This window comes from Streptomyces sp. NPDC059718, from assembly GCF_042733315.1.
In the GTDB taxonomy this organism is placed as follows: Bacteria; Actinomycetota; Actinomycetes; order Streptomycetales; family Streptomycetaceae; genus Actinacidiphila.
In genome coordinates this window covers 43476-64154 of record NZ_JBHWGA010000003.1, presented here as the reverse complement: position 1 = coordinate 64154, position 20679 = coordinate 43476, and the positions used below count along the sequence as shown (strand labels likewise).

The 20679-nt window shown below is 71.8% G+C and carries 15 protein-coding genes; all 15 read right to left on the bottom strand.

Translation table 11 applies throughout. From position 1 onward, the window contains the following. Positions 1-173: 173 nt before the first annotated feature. Complete coding sequence (locus ACFV3E_RS05090; RefSeq protein WP_500533438.1) at positions 174-2141, bottom strand: SpoIIE family protein phosphatase; 1968 nt, start codon at positions 2139-2141, stop codon at positions 174-176. A gap of 418 nt (positions 2142-2559) precedes the next feature. Further along, positions 2560-3147, bottom strand: a complete 588-nt coding sequence (locus ACFV3E_RS05085; protein WP_500533437.1) for a flavoprotein — start codon at positions 3145-3147, stop codon at positions 2560-2562. A 9-nt stretch (positions 3148-3156) separates the two neighbouring features. Continuing rightward, the gene (locus ACFV3E_RS05080; RefSeq protein ID WP_500533693.1) at positions 3157-3921 is read right to left on the bottom strand and encodes a phosphate ABC transporter ATP-binding protein; all 765 of its coding nucleotides are present in this window, start codon (positions 3919-3921) and stop codon (positions 3157-3159) included. Positions 3922-3991: 70 nt separating this feature from the next. Beyond that, the gene (locus tag ACFV3E_RS05075; RefSeq protein ID WP_500533436.1) at positions 3992-4966 is read right to left on the bottom strand and encodes a sortase domain-containing protein; all 975 of its coding nucleotides are present in this window, start codon (positions 4964-4966) and stop codon (positions 3992-3994) included. Further along, complete coding sequence (locus ACFV3E_RS05070) at positions 4963-6270, bottom strand: Ig-like domain-containing protein (RefSeq protein ID WP_500533435.1); 1308 nt, start codon at positions 6268-6270, stop codon at positions 4963-4965. Before ACFV3E_RS05070 ends, ACFV3E_RS05075 begins: the two co-directional genes overlap by 4 nt. Before the next feature lie 17 nt (positions 6271-6287). After that, entirely contained in the window at positions 6288-7169 is an 882-nt protein-coding gene (locus tag ACFV3E_RS05065; protein WP_500533433.1) for a hypothetical protein, read from the bottom strand. A gap of 48 nt (positions 7170-7217) precedes the next feature. Then, entirely contained in the window at positions 7218-9107 is a 1890-nt protein-coding gene (locus ACFV3E_RS05060; RefSeq protein ID WP_500533432.1) for a hypothetical protein, read from the bottom strand. 161 nt (positions 9108-9268) lie between these two features. Then, positions 9269-10843 carry an Ig-like domain-containing protein gene (locus tag ACFV3E_RS05055; protein WP_500533431.1) on the bottom strand — a complete coding sequence of 525 codons (1575 nt, stop codon included), beginning with the start codon at positions 10841-10843 and terminating at the stop codon, positions 9269-9271. 56 nt (positions 10844-10899) lie between these two features. Then, entirely contained in the window at positions 10900-11889 is a 990-nt protein-coding gene (locus ACFV3E_RS05050) for a hypothetical protein (protein ID WP_500533430.1), read from the bottom strand. A 100-nt stretch (positions 11890-11989) separates the two neighbouring features. Then, a complete protein-coding gene (locus ACFV3E_RS05045; RefSeq protein ID WP_500533429.1) occupies positions 11990-14464 on the bottom strand; it encodes a hypothetical protein in 2475 nt (824 codons plus the stop codon). Next, a complete protein-coding gene (pstS, locus tag ACFV3E_RS05040; protein WP_500533428.1) occupies positions 14461-16167 on the bottom strand; it encodes a phosphate ABC transporter substrate-binding protein PstS in 1707 nt (568 codons plus the stop codon). Before pstS ends, ACFV3E_RS05045 begins: the two co-directional genes overlap by 4 nt. Positions 16168-16223: 56 nt before the next feature. Further along, positions 16224-17456: a phosphate ABC transporter permease PstA gene (gene pstA / locus ACFV3E_RS05035; protein ID WP_500533427.1), complete on the bottom strand. Its 1233-nt coding sequence runs from the start codon at positions 17454-17456 to the stop codon at positions 16224-16226. A gap of 1 nt (position 17457) precedes the next feature. After that, positions 17458-18486: a phosphate ABC transporter permease subunit PstC gene (gene pstC / locus ACFV3E_RS05030; RefSeq protein WP_500533426.1), complete on the bottom strand. Its 1029-nt coding sequence runs from the start codon at positions 18484-18486 to the stop codon at positions 17458-17460. Continuing rightward, on the bottom strand, positions 18483-19193 hold the full coding sequence (locus tag ACFV3E_RS05025; protein ID WP_500533425.1) for a hypothetical protein: 711 nt from the start codon (positions 19191-19193) through the stop codon (positions 18483-18485). The genes pstC and ACFV3E_RS05025 overlap by 4 nt, the downstream gene beginning before the upstream one ends. Positions 19194-19845: 652 nt before the next feature. Then, positions 19846-20364, bottom strand: a complete 519-nt coding sequence (locus ACFV3E_RS05020) for an FxLYD domain-containing protein (protein ID WP_500533424.1) — start codon at positions 20362-20364, stop codon at positions 19846-19848. Positions 20365-20679 lie beyond the last annotated feature (315 nt).

Here is a 20679-nt window from a genome sequence, read left to right as displayed (position 1 = left end):
GGAGAAACCCGCTGTGGCCGGGACGGTCGGCTCCGCGGCTATGGGTGACCGGGGCTGGAAAAAGTCCTGCCGCGGCTGGCTTGGCTGGGTCGTCGAGGACTTACCCCCCGGCGAATGAGCGCAAGGGAGTCGTGCAGTGGGTCCCGCAGAAGGGTGTGCGGACGCGGGCGTCGTCATGTGCGTCGGATGACCAACACGGCCACGTCGTCGAGGTGGTCCACCGCGGCCGCGGCATCGAGGATTCGGTCGGCGGTCTCCTCAGCGCTGAGTCCGTCGTGGACGGCTTGCCCGGCCAGTGCTCCGGCTCGTTCCAGCCCGGCTTCCAGCGTCAGGCCCGGTCCTTCGACCACGCCGTCGGTGACCATGACCAGCGCGCTGTCCTCGTCCAGGGTGAAGGTCTCCTCTGGGTAGTCCGTGCCAGGCACGACGCCCAGGACCGGTCCGCCCGGCAGCTCACGGACATCGTGGCTGCCGTCCCTGTGTGCGCACAGCACCGGCACATGGCCGGCGCTGGTGCCGGTGACCCGTCCATCGCGCGAGTTGAGACGCAACATGGTGCAGCTGGCGAATCGTGCGGGGGCCATCGTGACGAGCAGCTCGTTGGTGCGGGTCAGCACGGTTCCGGGAGCCGGTTCCAGGGCGGCGATCGCGCGCATGGACAAGCGGACCTGTCCCATGAAGGCGGCGGCGTCCACGTCGTGCCCCTGGACGTCGCCGATCTCCAGTGCGATCGCGCCGTCGGGCATCACGAAGACGTCGTACCAGTCTCCGCCGATGTCCAGCCCGTCCCGGCTGGGCCGGTAGCGGGCGGCGACCTCCAGACCCGGGAGGTGCTCGGGCAGCGTGGGGAGCATGGTCTGCTGCAACGCCGTGGCCAGCTCGACGCGTGCCTGCTGCAACCTGATCCGCTTGAGCGCCTGGCCTGCCAGATCGGCCAGCGTGCCCACGAGGGTCCGCTCGTTCAGGGACGACAGGTATCCGCGGTGGTAGAGCATCGCCCACGCCCCGAGTGGCTGATAGCCGGGCTCACTGAGGGGGGTGATCGAGATGGCGTAGTCGGAGCCGAGCTGGAGCAACCGCAGAAGTGGGGCGTGCGGCCAGCGGCGGATGAAGTCCTCCCGGTCGGTGATGAACTGCGGCTTGCCGGTGCGGATCGCCTCGGACAGCGGGGTCGCCTCGTCCAGCCGCAGGCCGTGCAGGGCCTCGACCTCGCGCTTTCCTATCCTGGCATCGGTGGAGATGCGCAGGCGGTTGTCGTCAACGAGTGCGAGCACTGCGCCACTGGCGCCGAAGGCCGCGGCGAGCCGGGTCAGGACGACCTGCTGCAGCTCCTGTTCCGTGGCCGCGGTGATCAAGGCGGAGGAGAAGTCGGCGGTGTCCTTGGCACGCTGTCGCTCGGCAGTCAGCGCTGCCAGCGCCTTCTGCTTTCGCTTCTCGTGCTTGGTGTCGTCGCGGACCACCACGAAGATCCGTTCGGGGCCGTCAAAGCCCAGCTGGAGCCGACGGACTTGAACGGCCAGTCGGTGCCAGCCGTCGTGTGGCGTGTGGTATCGCAGCCTCACCCAGGGGGACTGCTGGATGGAGGCCGAGCGCAGGAGTTGCCGGAAGGCCTGCCTGTCGTCGGGGTGCACTGCCGAGATCACTCTGGAAATCGGCGCCGTTGGGTCCGGGACGAGCGCGACCAGCGTGGGTAGGCCACCGAGCCACTCCAGCTGGTCCCCCTGGGGTGAGTACATCCACAGGCCGAGGCCGGCGGCCGCGGTGGCCAGCCGGAAGGGGATCAGCAGGCTGGCCAGGTCGTTTCGCGCATCCAGGGCGTGCACCCATATCAGCTGCTTGTCGCCAGCGGGATCCTTCACTTGTCGCGCCTCAAGCAAACAGGCAATGGGTACCCCGCTTTTCCCGGGAAACTCCAGCTCCCGCATCGCGACCGCATCCGCCCTGGCGGCGTGGGCCACCAGACCCTCGGCCGACATCCGCTGGCTTGAAGGCCACAGACCCCCGAAGTCACGTCCCACACACTGTTCCGCCGGCCTGCCCAGCGCCGTGGCCATCGCGGCGTTGAGGCCGCGCACGGCACCGTCCAACGTCAAAAGAGCCGACGGGCAAGCCCTTTGAAGAAGTTCGTCCGAGGCGTCCATCTGTGGCTCCCTGGCACATAACAAAGCAGCCTCTTTGGCTATAGTCGCGCATCTTTTCGTCCGGCCTCGACGCCAGGGGGTGTCTGACCGGCTGCGTCGAGTGACGACGGCAGGAGTGCGAGCGTGGCGTGCCACATTCGTGACAGGGCCGGCGGGCCCCACGGGAATCCGCGTGCGCAAGGACATGGGCCGCCGGACTCCGCTCAGGGCGAGGTGTCCCGGGTCAGGAGGGATAACGGCCCCACCTCGCCCCTGAAGCGGGTCACAAGGTGTTGCCGGCGTGCGTCGGCGACTCCAGGGGCCCGGCCTGCTCCCCTGCCGTTGGAGTTGCCCATCAGTGCATAGGGCGTGAGGCTGACATCAACGGCCGCGAGCAGTCATGAAATGGAGAGGCCGCAGCGCCGGACGGACAACGTCGTCATCCCGTCGTACGGTCGACCGCGTCCAGGACGTCGGCCCACGGGAGAGAGCGGCCGTCGGGCGCCTCGCCCGGTTCGGGGAGGGGCCGGGCGTCCGGGTCGTGGAGGAGGTGGACGCCGGCCGCGCGGAGGGTGGCGAGGTGGCGGGGCCAGGCCGGGTGGCGGGCGTGGGCCGCGTTGACGGCAGGGACGGCGACCAGCGGCACGTGCGGGGTGCCGAGGACCTCCGCGAGCAGGGTGAGGGCCTGGTTGTCGGCGATGCCGAGGGCGAGTTTGGCCAGGGTGTTGGCGGTGGCCGGGGCCAGCACGCAGCAGTCGGCGGCCGGATGGGGCCGCGGCTCGCCGGGGAGCCGCGACCGGTCGCGCACAGGGAGGCCGGTCACGTCGCGCAGCCGCCCGGTCTCGCCCTGTTCCCCGAGCCAGCGTGCGGCGGTCGGGGTGAGCGTGACGGCGACGCGCCAGCCGCGGGCGAGCGCGGGCAGGACGAGGCCCTCGCGCAGGGTCTCGACGCCGTCGGCGGCCGAGCCGACGACGGCGAGGACCCCGCGGGCCGGCCGCACCTGGGGTGGGGAGGTGTGAGGAGGCATGGACACCCCTTACCCGAACCGGCCCTCCACGTAGTCGGCCGTCCGCGGATCGGTCGGGCTGCCGAACATGGCGGGGGTGGGGCCGTGCTCCACGATCCCGCCGGGGGTGCCCTGTTCGGCGAGGAAGAAGGCGCACTGGTCCGAAACGCGGGCGGCCTGCTGCATGTTGTGGGTGACGATCACGATCGTGACCTCGTGGGCGAGTTCGCGGATCGTCTCCTCGATGCGCCGGGTCGAGGTGGGGTCCAGGGCCGAGCAGGGCTCGTCCATGAGCAGCACCTTGGGCCGGACGGCCAGCGAGCGGGCGATGCACAGGCGTTGCTGCTGGCCGCCGGAGAGGGCGCCGCCGGGCTGGCGCAGCCGGGCCCGGACCTCCTTCCAGAGGCCGGCCTTGGTCAGGCACTCCTCGACGAGTGCGTCCTTCGCGGCATCGCGGACCCGCTGCCCGGTGAGCTTCAGGCCCGCGGTGACGTTGTCGTAGATCGACATCGCCGGGAAGGGGTTGGGCTTCTGGAAGACCATGCCGATGCGGCGCCGGGCCTCGGTGAGGCGGCGCCCGCGGGCGTAGATGTCCTCGCCGTCCAGCAGGACTTCGCCCGCCAGGGAGGCGGACGGCACGAGTTCGTGCATGCGGTTGAGGGTCCGCAGGAAAGTGGACTTGCCGCAGCCCGAGGGGCCGATGAGGGCGGTGACCTGCCCGGCGGGCATGGTCAGGGAGACCCGTTCGAGGACCTTGTGGTCGCCGAACCAGCACGAGATGCGGCGGGCCTCCAGGGTGGCGCCGGGGCGGGCGTCCTGCGTGATCGGCGGGAGCGGAATGGTGGTCTCGGTCACGAACGGGTCCTCACATCAGGTTGGGCAGGAGCAGGGCCGCGTGGTCCGCGACGAGGAGGCCGAGCAGGCCGAGCACGGGGACGCCGACGACCCAGGCGTGCCGCCGTCCCCAGCGGGCGTGCGCCCAGGCGAGGCCGGCGGCGGCGAGGAGCAGGCCCTGGCCCCACAGGACGACGGGCAGCCAGGCGGTTTCCTGGACGGCCATGGCGGTCTCGTCCGCCGGCAGCGCGCCGGGCGCGACGGCGGGGGCGGAGGCGGGCTGGACGTCGGACATCAGGTCGGCGTCCACCCGCAGGATGCCGCGCGGCATGAAGGCGGTGCCCTCGGCGGTGATCAGCGTCAGGCGGCCCTTGCCGGCCGCGGGCGGCGCGGGCTGGGGGTCACCGGCGCGGCGGACCGCGACGACGCGGTAGCGGTGCACGCCCTGGCCGGTGGTCACTGTGAGCTGCTCGCCCGGGTGGAGGCCGCCGAGGTGCCGGAAGGGGCCTCCGTAGGTGGCCTGGCGCCCCATGATGACGCTGATGCCGGCCTGGCCGGGCAGCGGCGTGTCGCGGCGGTGGCCCGGGCCGCGGGTCAGGACCTCCGAGGTGGTGCCCTCGCCGACGACCTCGCGCAGTCCTAGCCCGGGGACGGAGAGGACCGCCACCGGGGTGCCGGAGGTCAGCGGCTTGAGGCCGTCGCCCGAGCCGCCCACGGGTGCCACCCCGTTGGCGAGGTCATTGCGCAGGGCGGCGTAGTCGACCTGCTGGTCGCGGGCGTGGCGGACCTGGCCGAGCGGGCCCACGTCCACGACGAAGCCGAGGAGCAGGGCCGCCAGGATGCTCAGGGCCGCCCCGGCGACCCGCAGGCCGGGGCCGGCCGGACGCGTGGTGCGCGTCCGGCCCGCCGCCGGCCCCGGCGGGGTGAGGTCCGCCGGCCCGTTCCCCGAGGGGGCGGGCCGGTCGTGGGCGGGAGCCACGCGGACCGGGGTGCCGACCGGGGTCATCCCACCCTCACCGACTTGGAGGTGGCGCTGCCGTTGGTGTAGCCCGACCGCTTCGCGGTGATCTTGAGCGCGACGCGGTGCCCGCGGTCGGCCTTGGTCAGCACGTACGTGGAGCGCGTGGCGCCGCGGATCGCCTTGCCGTCGCGCCGCCACTCGTAGCTGTAGGACGTGGCCGAGGGCCTCCAGCTGCCGGCCTTGGCGGTGAGCCGCTTGCCTGTCCTGGCGGTGCCGCTGATCGTCGGCAGCTTGGTGTTCTTCAGGGCCGGGCCGACGCCCACGGTCACCGCGGGGCTCGTCGCCGCGGTGCTGCCGGTGGTGTTCTTCGCGGTCACCCGGCAGGCGACCTTGTGCTTGTAGTCGGCGGAGGTCAGGCCCCAGGTCTTCGCGGTCGCGCCGCTGACGACCTTGTTGTCGCGCAGCCAGGCGTACGCGTACGAGCTCGCCCCGCCGAACGTGGCGGAGCAGGTCACCGTCGAGGCGACCTTGACGGTGCCGGTCACCTTCGGGGCCGTGACGACGACCGGGGGCTTGACCTTGACGGTGTACGGGAGCGCCGCGGAGGCCGACGGCTTGTACGCCGCCGCGTCGGCCGGGGTGAACGCCGCGCTCAGCGCGTGAGTGCCGACGCCCAGGGCGGTGGTGGTCAGCGAGGCCGCGCCGTTCGACACCGTGACCGGGGAGCCGATCTGGGTCGCGCCGTCCAGGAAGCGGACCGAGCCCGCGGCCGTGGCGGGGGCCACCGTCGCGGTGAGCTTCACCGCGGTGCCCTGGACCACCGGGCTCGCCGGACCGGCGGCGAGGGTGGTCGCGGTGGCCATCTGGGTGGGGGGCGGGGTGCTCTGGTACGCGGTGTTGGAGGTGAACCAGATGGCGGAGGTGAAGTCGCCGAAGGTGTCCGCCCCGAAGGCCTTGCGGCAGGTCAGGGTGAAGTCGTAGCGGCCCTTCAGCTCGGTGAAGCCCGCGTCCTTCGCGTAGTCGCGCATCGTCTGCATCAGCGGCACGGTGAACCCGCCGCCGGGCACCGCCGGGTAGATGGCGATCTCCGAGTTGCCCACCACGTTCTGGCCCTCGGCCGGGAAGCCGGCGCCCTTCACCTTGACGATGAGATTGGTCGCCTCCTCGGGGCAGGGCCCCGACGTGGTGAGCGAGATCCCCGAGACGTCCGTGCCGATGGCCGGGGCGACCTCCATGGAGCCGATGACCTCGGCCCTGGCGGTTCCGGCGGCGGCGACGGCGATGCCGCCCGCGGCGATCGCCGAGGCGAGCACCAGCGACAGTCGCCGGCGTACGGTGGTGATCTTCATGGTCGTCTCCCGCCGTCTCAGTCGTTCGAGGAGTCGCTGAAGGACAGCAGACCGCGGCGGCGCGCCTGCCGGACGGCGATGGTGCCGGCCGCGACCAGGGCGGCCGCGACGGCGGCGAGCCATCCCGCGTCGGCGCCGGTGGCCGCCAGCGAGTCGCCGTCACCGCCCGAGGCGCCGCCGTCGACCTCGGTGGAGATGTCCTGCGAGTCGCCGCCCGTGGTGTCGTCACCCGTGTCACCGCCGGTGTCACCACTGGTGTCACCGCCGGTGGTGTCCGTGGGCTCGCCGGTGTCCGTCGGCTCGCCGGTGTCGGTCGGCTCTCCGGTGTCCGTCGGGGTCGTCGTCGGAGTGGGGGTGCCGCTCGGCGTGGTGGTGTTCGTCGGGGTGGTGCTCGGCGTCGGCGTCGGGGTGCCGCCCGCCGGGTCGGTGTCCTGGTAGGTGGTGTTGGTGGTGAACCAGACCGAGCCCTTGAAGTCGCCGTACGTGGTGTCCAAGAACGCCCCGCGGCAGATGACCGTGAACTCGTAGCGGCCCTTGAGCTCGTCGAAGCCCGCGTCCTTCGCGTAGTCGCGCATCGTCTGCGTCAGCGGAACGCGGAAGCCGCCCTCCTCCGTCGCGGGGTATATGCTGCCCGGCGCGTTGCTGACCACGTTCGCGCCCTGCTCAGGGAAGCCCGAGCCGGTCACCTTGACCATGACGTAGGTCCCCTCCGCCGGGCAGGTGCCCGAGGTGGAGAGCTCTATTCCGCCGGTGTCCGAGCCGGTGCCCGGGGTCACCTTCAGCGTGCCGATGGTCTCCGCGTGCGCGGAGGTCGCGGCCATGATGCCCACCGCCCCGCCGGCCAGGACGAGCGAGCCGAGTGCGGCCGCGGTCGAGCGGTGCAGGCGTGTGAAGGACACTGTCTTTCTCCTCTTGTCTTGCTTGTGGATGGACGGGGTGACGGGTGCTCAGCCGGATGTGCCCGCTCGCGCGGCACGTCCCCTGCGCCCCCGCACCCACTGGGCGGTTCCCGCCAGGAGCACCAGGAAGGCGACCGCGAAGCCGCCGAGCGACCAGGCGACGAGGGAGCCGTGCCCGCCCCCGGCCGGGTCGGCCGAGGCGGCGTTCACGACCCCGGTGACTCCGCCCTGCGCGGGCGCGCCGGAGGCGTACGGGGAGCCGGAGGGCGGGGAACCCGGACCGCCGGCGGGGGCGGACGGGCCGGACCCGTCAGGAGTGGACGACTGCCCCTGCCCTGCCGTGCCGCCCGGCTGCGCGGAGGATCCCGCCGCGGGCTTCTCGGGGGTGGCCCGGGTGCCGTCCGTGTAGGAGGTCTTGGAGGTGAAGCGGAGCGAACCGCTGAAGTCCCGCAGGCTCTTGAGGCCGAAGGGGGCCTCCAGGCAGCTGACGGTGAAGGCGTAGGTGCCGCGCAGGGTGCTGAAGCCCGCGTCGAGGGCGTAGTCCTGCATCGTGTAGGTCAGCGGGACCACCAGTCCGCCGCCGGGTGCCGCCGGGTAGGTGCCGATCTCGGAGTTGCCGACGACGATCTTGCCGTCACGGGGGAATCCGGCGCCCTTGACCCGGGCGATGACGTTCCGCGTCCCGTCGGGGCAGGGCCCGGCGGCGGTCAGGGTGATGGGCTCGACGGCGCTGCCGTGCTGCGGCGCGACCGTGAGGCCGCCCGGTGCCGCGGCGTGGGCCGCGGGCGCGGCCGCCCACAGCGAGAGGGCGGCCGCCACCATGGCGACGGGAGCCGACGCGCGCGAGGCGGGGGCCGGCTTCTTCGGCGCGGTCCCGGCGGTGCGGGCTGCGTCCGGGCGCGGTCCGCGGCGGCGGCGCCTGCGGCGGACCCACCACGCGACGGCCACCGCGGCGACGGCCGCCAGGACGGCGAACAGGGACCAGGGCACGGCCCAAAAGCCCTGGGAGCGGGTCAGGCTCGGCAGGTCGGGGATCGCGACGTCACCGCGCACGGAGACCGCGTCGACCGAGACGGTGGTGGTGTCCCGCACCGTCGGCAGGACGCCGGTGGCCGTGACGCTGATCCTCAGCGCGTTGCCCGGGAGGATCTCGGCGAGGTCGCGCGAGCCCTTCACCGTGGCGATGCCCCCGAACGCGTCGCGGACGCGGACCGTCTGCTCGGCGGCCAGCCGGACGTTGCCGGTGTTGCGCACGGTGTACGACACCGTCGCGGTGCCGGTCCCGAAGGGGTTGGCCGTGCCGTGGTAGTCGGTGTGCAGGTCCTCGACGGCGAGCAGCGGCCTGAGTTGGCCGGCCACCCGCAGGTACATCCGGGCGCCGACGCGCTGGTCGACCTGGACCCGGTCGCCCTTGGCGCCGGTGCGCACCGCGGACAGCGACGCGACGATGCCGGCGGGGTGGTCGCCGGGGGTGACCGTGCGCGGCACGGTCAGCGTGAAGGGCACGATGACGCGGGAACGGGCGGCCACGGTCACCCGGGACCTGCCGAGCTTGATCCAGGTGCCGGCGTCGCTGGACCTGGCGGCCCGGGCGAGCAGGTCGAAGCCGCCCTCGGCGGAGTTGATGGCGTCGGCGGCGTAGACGCTCAGCGTCAGGGGCTTGGCGCTGTAGTTCCAGATGGCGATGTGGTCCCGGATGACGGCACCCGGGGTCACGCCGTAGGAGTAGTTGGGCCGGCCGTCGGGCTTGTCGGCCGTGGACGGCTGGACGCCGAAGGTGGTGCGCCCGTTCGGGCCCGCGCCGGGTCGTGCGGCGGCCGCGTGCGAGGCGGCGGCCTGCGGGGCGGCGGCGGCCGACGCCGTTTCGGCGGCCGGGAGTACGGCGAGGACGCAGGCGGCCAGGACGGCGGCGATACGGCGGGCTGATCGTGTGATCATGTCAGGTCGTCCGATCGGGCGCGGGTGGGACGGGGTGGCGCGGGACGTGCTTGCCGGGTCGTGCGGAGCGGGCCGGACCCGTGCGGCCGGGACGGGCATCGCTGCCCGTCCCGGCCCTGGCCGGACCCGGGGGCGTCACCGCCCCCGGGCCGTCCGCCGGCTCAGATCGCCGTGAGGGTGAGGGTCGCGGTGTAGGTGCCGGCCACGGTCGAGGTCGGCACGTTCAGGGCGAGGCCCGCACCCAGGTGCGCGGTACCGAGGCCGGTACCGGTGGCGAGGGAGCGGGAGGACTTCAGACCGCCCTGACCGGCGTCGCCGGGGGCGACACCCTGCGCCGCGGAGACCGCGGAGCCGGCGGTGACGGTCTGCGCCGGGGCGTGGTCGACCACGTTCGGCGTCCAGCCCAGGTTCTGGCCGTTGATGGCGTGCGTGCCGCCGTCGGAGAAGTCGGTCACCTGGCCGCTGACGCTCCAGCCGGGGTTGCCGGCGCGGGCGTCGGTCAGGGTGACGGTGTTGATGTCGCCCGCGGTGGTCAGCAGGTCGCCGTCGGCGTTCAGCACCGGCGACGGCAGCGTGACGTGCGGGTTGTCGACGCTGATGACCAGGGCGCCGGACTCGACGGTCGTGGTGATGTCCTGCGAGGCGGAGACGCCGGCGAAGTCACCGATCAGGTACGGGACCGCGCCGGAGTCGGAACCGGTGTAGGCCGCGCTGTTCGCCGGGACGAAGGTCGCGGAGAAGCTGTGCTCGCCCTTCGCCAGGCTGCTGCTGGTGTAGGAGGCCTGGCCGCCCGAGACGGGGACGGTGGCCAGCGTGGTGGTGTCGCCGCCCACGGTGTCCTGGAACTTCACGGAACCGGCCGCGGCGGCGGGGGTGACCGTGGCGTTCATGGTGACCGGGCTGAACTGCGGCGTGGTGTCGGACGGCGAGATGGCCAGCGAGGTCGTCGTCGCGGTCGCCTGCGGCGCGTTCACCTTGTACGCCACCGCGGTGGAGGCGGACGGGTTGTATGCGGCGCCGGTCGGGGTGAACTCGGCGGTCAGGTCGTGGTCGCCCGCGGCGAGCGCGTTCGTGGTGAGGACCGCGGTGCCGGCGGAGACGGAGACCGGGGAGCCGAGCGCGGTGCCGTTGTCCTTGAACTGCACCTTGCCCTCGGCGGCCGCCGGGGCCACGTTGGCGGTGAGCGTCACGGTCTCGCCCTCGGTGACCGGGCTGGCCGGGGAGACCGCGAGGGCGGTGGAGGTGTCGGTCTTCACGCTCGGGTCGGTGTTCTGGTACGTCTCGTTGGACGTGAACCAGATCGAGCCGGTGAAGTCGCCGAAGTTCGAGGAGCCGAAGGCCAGCCGGCAGGTGACCTTGAAGGAGTACTCGCCCTTCAGCTCGTTGAAGCCGGCGTCCTTGGCGTAGTCGCGCATGGTCTGCGTCAGCGGGACGATCATCCCGCCGTCACCGGAGATCGGGTAGATGTCCTTCGACGCGTTGCCGACGACGGTCTGGCCCTCGGCCGGGAAGCCCGAACCGGTCACGGACACGATGACGTTGGTCGCCTCGTCGGGACACGCGTCCGAGGTGGTCAGCGCGATGCCCGTGGTGTCGGTGCCGGTGGCCGGGTTGAAGGTGACGGTGCCGATCTCGGCGGCGTGCGCGGCCGGGGCCGCGATCAGGCCCGCCGCGCAGGCGGCGACCAGGCTCGCGAGACCGCCCGCCAGGGCCCGCGAGAGCTTGTTCTTGAACACTGTCGTGTTCTCCCTCTTCGGAGGTTGCGGAAGTGACGGAGACAGCAGGGCGTGGATCAGGGGGTCTGCTTGCTGGTGTCACCGCAGTTGGCGTTGGCGGCGAAGCCGTAGGTGTTGATCACGTCGGTCTTCTGGCAGATCAGCGAGTTGGAGCCGACGAAGACCGTGCTCCACGGCGCGGTGCCGACCTTGCTGGTCGGGATCACGTTGTAGACGTCGCGCTTCACACCGAAGCTGCTGTTCAGCACGGTCGGCGCCAGGCCGTCGATGGTGCCGAGGACCGCCTTGCCGCGCAGGTCCGCGATGGTCTGCGTGGACTGCGAGTTGTACTGGGCGATGGAGAACGGCACGATCGACTTGTCGTCGAGGATGCGGCCGTCGTGCTCCTGCACCGGGTTGCCGCCCTTGGCGTCCTTGATGCAGGGGTAGATGCCGTTCTTCACGTCGGTGTCCGAGATGCCGACGGTGGACTCCCAGAAGCTGCGCGTGCCGGAGCCCGCCTGCGGGAGGTAGGCGGTCATGGTGAAGTTGGGAGCGGTGCCCACGTAGTCCTTGTTGCAGGTGTAGATCTGCTTGAGGTCGTTCAGCGTGAGCTTGCGCGGGATCTGGCTGGAGCCGGTGATCGCGTAGGTCACGCCGTCCACGGCGAACGGGACGTAGGTGAGGTCCGGGTCGACGGCGCCCAGGCTGAGGCTGGAGGAACGGGCGAAGTCGAGGCAGTTGTCATTCGCCTGCAGGGAGGCGACCAGCGCGTTGCGGCCGGCACCCGAGCCGTTCGGGCGGTCGATGGTGCAGGTCGTGCCGCTCTTGGTGGTGATCTTCGCCGAACCGGTGGCGTCGTAGGAGCCGATCACCTTCTGGCCGCCGATCGTGATCGACTGGGCCATGCCGTTCATGACGTCCTGGGTGGTGTCGGAGCCCACACCGGACAGCTGGCGGAAGGCCGGGGCGCCGGAAGGGTCGGCGACGGCGACGCTGGCGCAGACGGTGCCGGTGAGCAGACCGGCGACGCCGACGGCGGCCACCGCGAACTTGCGTATGTTCACTTGCGTTTACCTCTCGGATAGGCTTGCGCCGGGTGGTGCCCGGCACGGTTGTTTCAGACAGTTCGTTGGCGCGGACCTGTCGTGGTCTCGGGTTCGGGCATCACCCCCTCGGCTCTCGGCCGGACGTTCCCTTGGCACGCCAGGTCTGCAGACCTGCCGCGAGCCGCGGCGCCACCCTCGGCAGGAGGGGGCCGCAGACGGCCGCGACGAGCCCGGCGACCAGGGCGATCAGGAGGACGTAGCGCACGGCGCCCAGCACCCACTCGGGCGTGCGGGACAGCGGGACGTCGGCCGCGACGGGGACCGGCGGCGCCGTGGGGACCTGGGTGCTCGTCGAGGGCGAGGAGGAAGGCGTCGGGGAAGGCGGGGTGTCGACGGTCTGACCGCCGCCACCGCCGCCCGTGCCGCCGGAGGTGTTCTCGCTCTCCTCCTCGGGCGCGGAGGGGCCCGACCGGGACACGATGGCGTCGGCGGCCGACTCGGTCTGCTTGCGCAGCGACGCCGGCAGCGGGGCGTACCCGTCGGGGAGGGTGCCGGCGGTCACTCCGGGCACCTGGCCCTTCCCGGCGGCGTACCGCAGCAGCGCGGCGTAGTCGCGGCCCTCCTGCTTGGACAGCTTCTCCGGGATGGTGGCGGCGTAGGTGAGGAGCGTGAGCGGGTAGGCGTCCTTGGCCCGGGCCTTGGGGTCGCCCACCAGGACCCCGCTGACCGGGCCGGGCTTCATCGCCTTCTGCGCAGCGAGCATGGCCGCGTCGGTGGGTGCCACGAACGCGCCGGAGGCGTTCTGCAGGTTGGCCGTCACCAGTCCGTAACGCCGGGCGGTCGCGGTGTCGGTCACCGCGAGGATGGCCCGCCGGCCCGCCGGCTGCGGGGGATCCTTCTTGTACGCGGGCGGCTGGCTGGTCGGGTCCCAGTTGCCGCGGGCCAGTGTGTCGCCGCGGGCGGCGGAGCGGGCCGCGTTCTTCATGTCGGTCGCGTAGGGGTGCTTGTCCAGGATGCACAGCGGCTGGTCCGGGTGGTCCGGGAACTGCTGGCAGTACGGGTCGCTCTTCGGGAAGCCGTCGACGGGCAGGTCCAGGCCCTTGTAGTTCGGGTTGACCGTCATGCCCGAGAAGCCCGGATCGCCGTGGCTGCCCTCGTTGTCGGGCGTGCCGTCGAGGAACTCCCGCGCGGCGGGGTCGCTGTCGACCCAGTTCCACAGCTGCGAGGCCGCGTCGGAGAGCGGCTGCGGCACCAGCGCGTCGCCGAGGGCGCCGAGGAAGTCCAGGTCCTCGTAGCGGGGGTTGTACTTGATGAACTCCGGGTCGTGCCCCAGGTTGTACGGGTTCTTCGCGGTGCTCTCGGCGAAGCGCGAGTTGCCGTCCTGGTACGACTCGGTGAGCAGTTTGGCGACCAGTCGCGGTGTGAGGTTGAGCGAGGTCAGCCGGTTGCCGTTGCGTGCGTGGACCTCCTCGGAGGCGGAGGACGCCGCGTGGCTCTCGATGAAGAACCCGAGGGTCAGCCCGGACAGGGCCACCGGCGCGTAGACAGGCTTGGTGTCCGGGGGCAAGGTGGCCGGATCCGCCGCACGGTTGAGGAACACCATGCCCGGCTCGTCCACGGTCAGGTTCTCGCGAGCGCCGACGTCGCCGGCCTGCGCGAAGCCGTAGATGGTCTTGTTGCCGGTCTGGCAGAGGGTGGGCTGCCAGCGGTGCACGGCCTCGGCGGCCATCTCGGTGCCGAGGGTGGGACGCTCGGCGGCCCCGATCGGGCAGTAGGCGCCGGCGCGCTCGAAGCGCAGCGGGAAGACCAGGCGCTCCTTCCAGTTGGTCGCCGACAGCGGCGAGGACTGGAGCAGGCCGTCCGACTGCGCCCGGTACGAGGTCCCGTCGACCTCCGTCTCACCACGGGGGACGACGACGAGCCAGCACGAGCGCGCGCCGGACTTCCCCTTCGGGACGTCCCCGCAGCCGAGACCGGGGGCCTCCGCCGCGGTCTGGACCTCGAAGTACACCTCTCCGGTGCCGCTGGAACCGGTGCGCGCGTAGGGCACCTCGTTGGTGGTGTTCGAGTCGAAGAAATCGTTGGTGTTGCCGCTGTCGAACACGTCTCCGCTCACGGCGCGGAAGGGCGCGAACGAGATGCTGCTGCCCGGTGCGGGCGCCGGGAGCGTCTGCGCGGGGTCCTTGAGGCCGCCGTAGCTGAGCTGCCGGGTGTTGGTCCAGGCGCCGGCCGCCTGCCCGCCCGTGCCCGCGCCGAGGTCGGCCGAACCGCCGAACTGGCACTGCTCGGGGCTCGGGCCCGAGGGGTCGTCGCCCCAGCACTGCATGATCTGCAGGTAGTCGGCGGGGTACTTGCTGTCGTCGACGGTGGGGACCGCGCCCTTCCAGGTGATCTTCACGACCTGGTTGACCAGGCTGCTCGTCTGGTCGACGGTCACCTTGAGACCGGCGAATTCCCCCTTGCCGGAGACGGTCATCTCGGAGCCTGAGTCTGCCTGCGAGACGGTGGCCGGCGCGGCCGCCGCGGCCATCACCAAGGCGCAGGCGACGAGTACGGCGCGATGTGCCGCCCGGCGGAAGCGCGAGGGGATCACGACCGCCTCCGCTTCGTGTTCAGCAGCGACGTGAGCAGCGGCGGCCCGACCGTCAGCGCCAGCAGCAGCACCGCGGCGAGCACCATCAGGGCGGTGCGCGTGCCGCCGCCGATGCTGCTGGAGGTGGTCACCGACGTGGCGTACGCCCCGTCGTCGCCGCCGGTGGCCGAAGCGTCGTTCGCGATCACCTGTCCCGTGTCCGGGTCGACCGACGGCGAGGCGCTCGCGTCGGCACCGCCGGACGACGTGCCGTCCGTACCACCGCCGTTCGCGCCCGCGGAGGAACCGTTCCCGCTGCCGTTCGTGCCGCCGTTGGTACCGCTGCCGGAACCGCCGGAGCCCGAGCCGCCCGAGGAACCCGAGCCCCCGCGGACCGTGGTCGGGGTCTTGTTGCCGCCGGTGCCGGTGGCGCACTGGCTGGAACCCTGCTTGTCGCAGGCCGCCGGGTAGGGCGCGTTCTTGGCCAGGGTGTTGGTGCCGTCGGTGGAGAAGGTGGGGTTCTGGCACTTCTTGACGTCGATCGACTCGACGTCGACCCCGGGGATGCGACGCACCTGCTGGAGACCGGCCTTCACCAGGTTGATCGGCAGCGGGGAGAACCCGAGTTTGCCGACGCTCTTCTGGCCTTCGCACAGGAAGTAGTACGCGAACGCGCCGAGGGTCCTGCCCTTCAGCTCGCTGAAGTTGTTCTCGACCTTGGTGGGAATGATCATGTAGCTGTAGCTGGACAGCGGATAGGTCCGGCGGTCGGTGTCGTTGTAGACGCCGTCCAGCTTCTGGGTGAGCGTCTGGTCGTCGATCTGCGCCTTCAGCAGCGCCACCGCCACGTTCTTGTCGGTCGGCTCGACGTAGCAGCCCGCCTTGTTGAGCACCTTGACCACCGGGAAGTGCGTGGTGACCTTCGCGTAGGAGTACTCGACGTAGGTGATCGTGCCGACGTTGCGCTGCGCGGCGACGTAGCCGGAGACACCGTTGGAGCCCGCCTGGGCGACGACAGCGGAGGATCCGGGGATCTTGGGGTAGATGGACGTCGTGCCGCACGGTGTCGTGCGGCCGGCCTTGCGGCAGTAGTCGTCCCACAGCCCGCCGTACTGCTTGGCCATCCAGGTCGTGAACTGCGCGGTGGTGCCGGAGCCGTCCGAGCGGACCACGGGGACGACCGGACGCGCGGGCAGCGAGGCCGCGAGCGCAGGGTTGTCCTTCTTGATCGCCGGGTCGTTCCAGGTCTTGATGACACCGGTGAAGATCTTGGTGATGACCTCGCCGGACAGCCGCAGGTTGGTCACCTGCTTGTTGCCGATCTTGAGGTTGTACATGAACGACGTGCCGCCGGCCACGATCGGCATGTACGCGTACTTGCGGCGCGGCGGGGTGTCGACGACACCCGAGTCCTTGATGCCGTAGGGGATCTCGGAGACGGCGAAGTCGACGGTGCCGTTGCGGAACTGGTTGCGGCCGTCGGAGGAGCCGGTCCCGGTGTAGGTGACCTTCATGTTGTACTGCTGGACGTTGGCCGTCCACTGGTCCATGGCGTTCTGGCTCCACGTCGAGCCGACGCCCGCGATCGGGACGTACGTCGCGGCGGCCGCCTCCTCGGCGACGGGCAGCGAGGCGCCGAACAGCAGCGCCGCCAGCATCAGGGCGAGGGCGGTCAGAGCTCTGACGCGGGAACGTTCGGACGGTGCCGGACGTGCTCCGGGCATGGCGGGTGACTCCTGATCGGTGCGGTCGGTGCCCTGCGTGCGGGCGGGGTGGACGGTCACGGCCGGGTCCCGGTCGCGGCTGCGGCTGCGGCTGCGGCTGCGGCCTGCGCGAGCGGATCCGGACGGCGGCTCATGCGCTCCGCGTCACGGCGGGAGGCCAGCACCCGCCGGTGCTGCTGGCCGCGGGACAGCTCGCCCGGGCCGCGGCCGCCGAGGACGCGGGCCAGCAGGAACAGCAGCAGCACGAGCGCCATCAGCAGCCCTGCGCAGCCGAACCCGCGGGCGATCATGTTGGGCTGGGGAGAGGCCACCAACTGGAAGGTGGCCAGCGGCAGTGACACCTGGGGCCCGCTCAGCGGGTCGGCGTTGAGCGAGGGGTTGGATCCGGCGGTGAGCAGCACCGGGGAGGTCTCACCGATGCCGCGGGCGGTGCCCAGGATCACCGCGGTCGTGAGACCGGAACGGGAGGTCGGCAGCACCACGGTCCAGATCGTGCGCCACTGTCCCGAACCGAGCGCGTAGGAGGCCTCGCGCAGGGAGCTCGGCACCAGGCGGATGACCACGTCGGCCGCGCGGATGATGATGGGCAGCATCATCACGCTCAGCGCGAGCCCGGCGGCGAGGCCGGACTTCTCGAAGTGGAAGATGAGGATGAACGTGGCGTAGATGAACAGGCCCGCCACGATCGACGGCAGCGCGGTCATCGCCTCGACGACGGTCCGTACGAAGCGGGCGTAGGCGCCCGGAACCTCGTTGAGGAACACCGCGCACATCAGACCCAGCGGCACGGTGATCGCCAGCGCGATGCCGATCTGCTCCAGGGTGCCGACCATCGCGTGCAGCACGCCGCCCTGGGTGAGCGGCGCCAGAGGGCCCGTGCCCCCCATGTTCTGGGTGAAGAAGTTGAGGTGTGTCAGCGCGGGTCTGCCGCGGTACAGGGCGTATCCGACCACGAAGAGCAGGGCCAGCAGGAGCAGCGTCGCCAGGCTCTGCCAGATCACGGCGGCGACCCGGTCGCGCACCGCGACGCGGTTCTGGTCGAGGGAGACCAGCACCGCGTACAGGCCGATGAACAGGACGTAGGCGACGACCACGAAGCCCAGCAGCGAGTCGAACGGGGCGATCCAGCCGAACAGCACGAACGTCAGGGCCACGGAACCGGCCAGTGCGCCGGCCAGTGCCAGCCGGTCCTCCGCCGTCACGGGCGAGGTGCTGCGGCGCACCTCCGGCCCCGCGTCGTCCTCGCGGATCGGCGTCGTCGTCCGCGGTGTCTTGAGGAGATCGGTCATTTCAGGCCTCCGCCCCCGCGCCCGAGCGGCTGCGCGCCACGATCGAGGAGGCGATGAAGTTGACGATGAGGGTCATGACGAAGAGGGCGAGACCCGCGGCCATGAGGGCCGACATGCCGAGTTCGCTCGCGGATCCGTAGCGGAGGGCGATCAGCGACGACACGGAGATGGCGCCGTTCTGCAGGATGTGCGGCTGGATCTCGAAGACCGGCGAGATGATCATGTAGACCGCGATGGTCTCGCCCAGTGCCCGGCCGAGGCCGAGCATCGTCCCGCCGATCACGCCGCCGAGCCCGAAGGGCAGGACGACGGAGCGGATCATGCCCCACTTGGTGGCGCCGAGGGCGAACGCGCCCTCGCGCTCGCCGGGCGGTGCCTGGGAGAACGTCTCACGCATGACCGAGCAGGCGATCGGCGTGACCATGAGCGCCACCACCATGCCGGCGATGAAGGTGGAGGACGTGTAGACGGTCATGCTCGCGAGCGGGTTGTGCGGCTCGGCCCCGTTCACCTTGAAGATCGGGATCCAGCCGAAGTAGGTGGAGATCCAGCGGGAGAGTCCGACGACGTGGCCCTGCAGGAAGAACGCCCCCCACAGGCCGTAGACCACGCTCGGCACCGCCGCCATGAGGTCGACGAGGCTGACCAGGAACCGCTTCAGCCGCCGCGGGGCGTACTCCGAGATGTACAGCGCCGTGCCCAGCGCCAGGGGCAGCGCGAAGCAGATGGCGACCAGGCCGATCAGCACCGTGCCGGTGAGCACCGCCGCGATGCCGAAGTGGTGGGAGTCGGGCTCCCAGGCGGTGGTGGTGAGGAACGAGAAGCCGGCGACGCTCAGCGCCTCCCAGGCGCGGTAGGTGAGGAAGAAGCCGACCAGCAGCATGATCGCGAGCACCGCGGCACCGCTGCCCCGGGCGACCGTGCGGAAGACGCGGTCGGCCGGCTCGGCGGACGACCGGATGTCGCGCGGTACGTCCTCGGTGGCGGGAGCGGGCTCCGAGCCGGTGAGACCGGGAACGAGGGAGGTCATCGCGCCACCGCCCCGACCCGGGTCCCGGCAGGCGCGGTTGCTGCGGTTGCTGCGGTTGCTGCGGTTGCTGCGGTGGGTGCGACCGGGGGAGCCTGCACGGCGGTCTCCCGCCGGGCCCGCCCGCCGCGGGGTTCGTCCGGTTCTTCTCGCGTAGACCGCGCGGGCGCCGATGCGCGCAGGCCGCGCAACCGTGGGCGGTGGGCCGTGCCCTCGGTCATCTCGGCGACCGTGACCGCGGCCAGGAAGAGGCCGAGGTTCTGCTGGCACTCGCGCAGGCGGTGGTACGTCCGCCCGGACACGGCGACGTTCCTGCCGCCGAGTTCGACGCGCCACGTCCAGGTGCCGCCCGCGTCGGCCATGGACAGCTGTGCCCGGACCTGGCCGATGTGCTCGCGGAGCAGGAGCACGGCGGCCTGGCACTCCGCGAGGGAGGCGTAGGTGCCCGCGCTGCGGCCCAGTTCACGGTTGTTGGCGCCGACCAGCCGCCAGCCGACCGCGCTGACCGGCGCCCCGGCCCGGTCGGCCCGGTCGGCCCGGTCGCCGCGGTCGTCACGACCGCGGCGGTCCTGGCCGTCGGGTCTGGCTCCCCTGTCGGGTCTCGCCGTACGCGACGGGACCTCTGCGGAGGGCCCGGGATCCTCCGGGCTCCCCGGTCCCGCAGGCGATGAGGCCTGTGGCAGGTACCTGCCACCACTGTGAGCCGACATGTACAGAACGCGTGGCCGGACCATGGCGGCCGACCTCCCTCCCCTTCGCGCTGTTGTGCCCCAGGCCGAAATACGTCCTCAGGCGGCACTGACAGTCGCGGCCCATGAGGGGGCTGCGTTCAAGGAAGAGTGAAGGCCGAACGGAGAGAAGATGAACGAAACGTGCAGGTCCACGCAAGGTAATCAGGATCAGGGCATCGGTGACGCTCCGCACCGGAACGAGGGCCCGTGGCGGGTGGTCCGACACGGACCGTCCCCGCACGACACCCCAGGGCGACCGGGACGGTCCGTGAGACGAGGGGACCCACCCGGGGTTACCGCACGTCCGTGACGCTTTTCCGCCATTTCGCCGCGACCTGGAGGGTGTCGGGGCCCATGCGGAACCTTCACGGAATCCGGCTCCCGCCCGCACGGCGACGGCCTCGGCGGGAAGCGCTCCCGGGTGCACCGTCGTTCGCCGGTCGGCGGGCAGGCCCGTCACCTGGTGCCACGGGTCCCGGCCGGGCGCCCGCGGGCACTGCGCGCCGTCCCGCCGGACGGACCCCGCGGTCGCGTGCCGCGGGGTCCGGAAGGCGAAACGGAGTCACCGGCTGCCGGAGGGGGAGGCGGAGTGTGCCACGCGCTCACCCTCGGCGGCAGGGCGGGCGAGGGGTCAACTCGCCTTGCGCAGGACCTCGGTGACCTTGCAGTCGATCTCGCCGGAGGCCGGGTCGCTCCCCTGGGCGCTCGTCTGCGCCTCGTCCCCCGCGGTCAGGCCCGTCGTGGTCGCGACGGCCTGGGCGATGCGCGTTCCGCCGCCGTCCACGAACTCGATGCGCACCTGGTAGTCGGAGGTCTCCGAGCTGTGGTTGGTGAGGGTCACCTCGGCAGTGGGCAACTTGCTGAAGTCGGCGAGGCCGCACGAGGTGACCTTCGCGTCACCCGGGGCCGCCTTCCCGCCGCTGTCCTCGGCCGGGGACGCGCTGACCGCGGAGGAGTCACCCCCCGAACCGCCCTTGTCGTCCCCGGTCTTGAGGGCGAAGGCGACGCTGCCGCCCACGACGATGACGATGGCGACGATCCCGAAACCAAGTATCTTCCCCGCCCCCGTCTTCTTCGGCGGCCGGCTCCAGTCCGGCTCCTGGGGCGGCGGGTGGTGGCCCGGTGGCGAGGCGTGCGACGGCTGAGACATGGTGAACCCCCTGAGGCTCGGTTGTGAAGACACCGTGACAGAGGTTCACCATGCGCGCAGAGACAAAAGCTGTCTGTAATGTTGCCGTGACCGATCCGGTATAGATCATTCCTGATAGGTCTGCGCCAAGGGTCCGATCGGGCGGCCCGGAGCGCCTCAGGGGATCGCGGGTCCCGCCCCGCCGGGCACCACCGCCGGTCGGCCGACGAGGCGTTGGGCCTCGCCGGCCACCGGCCCGGCGGGAAGCGGCGGGACGACGCAACGGACGCCGTCGCCGTCCCTCGGCCGGGGAAGGACCCCGGAGAGAGGTCAACC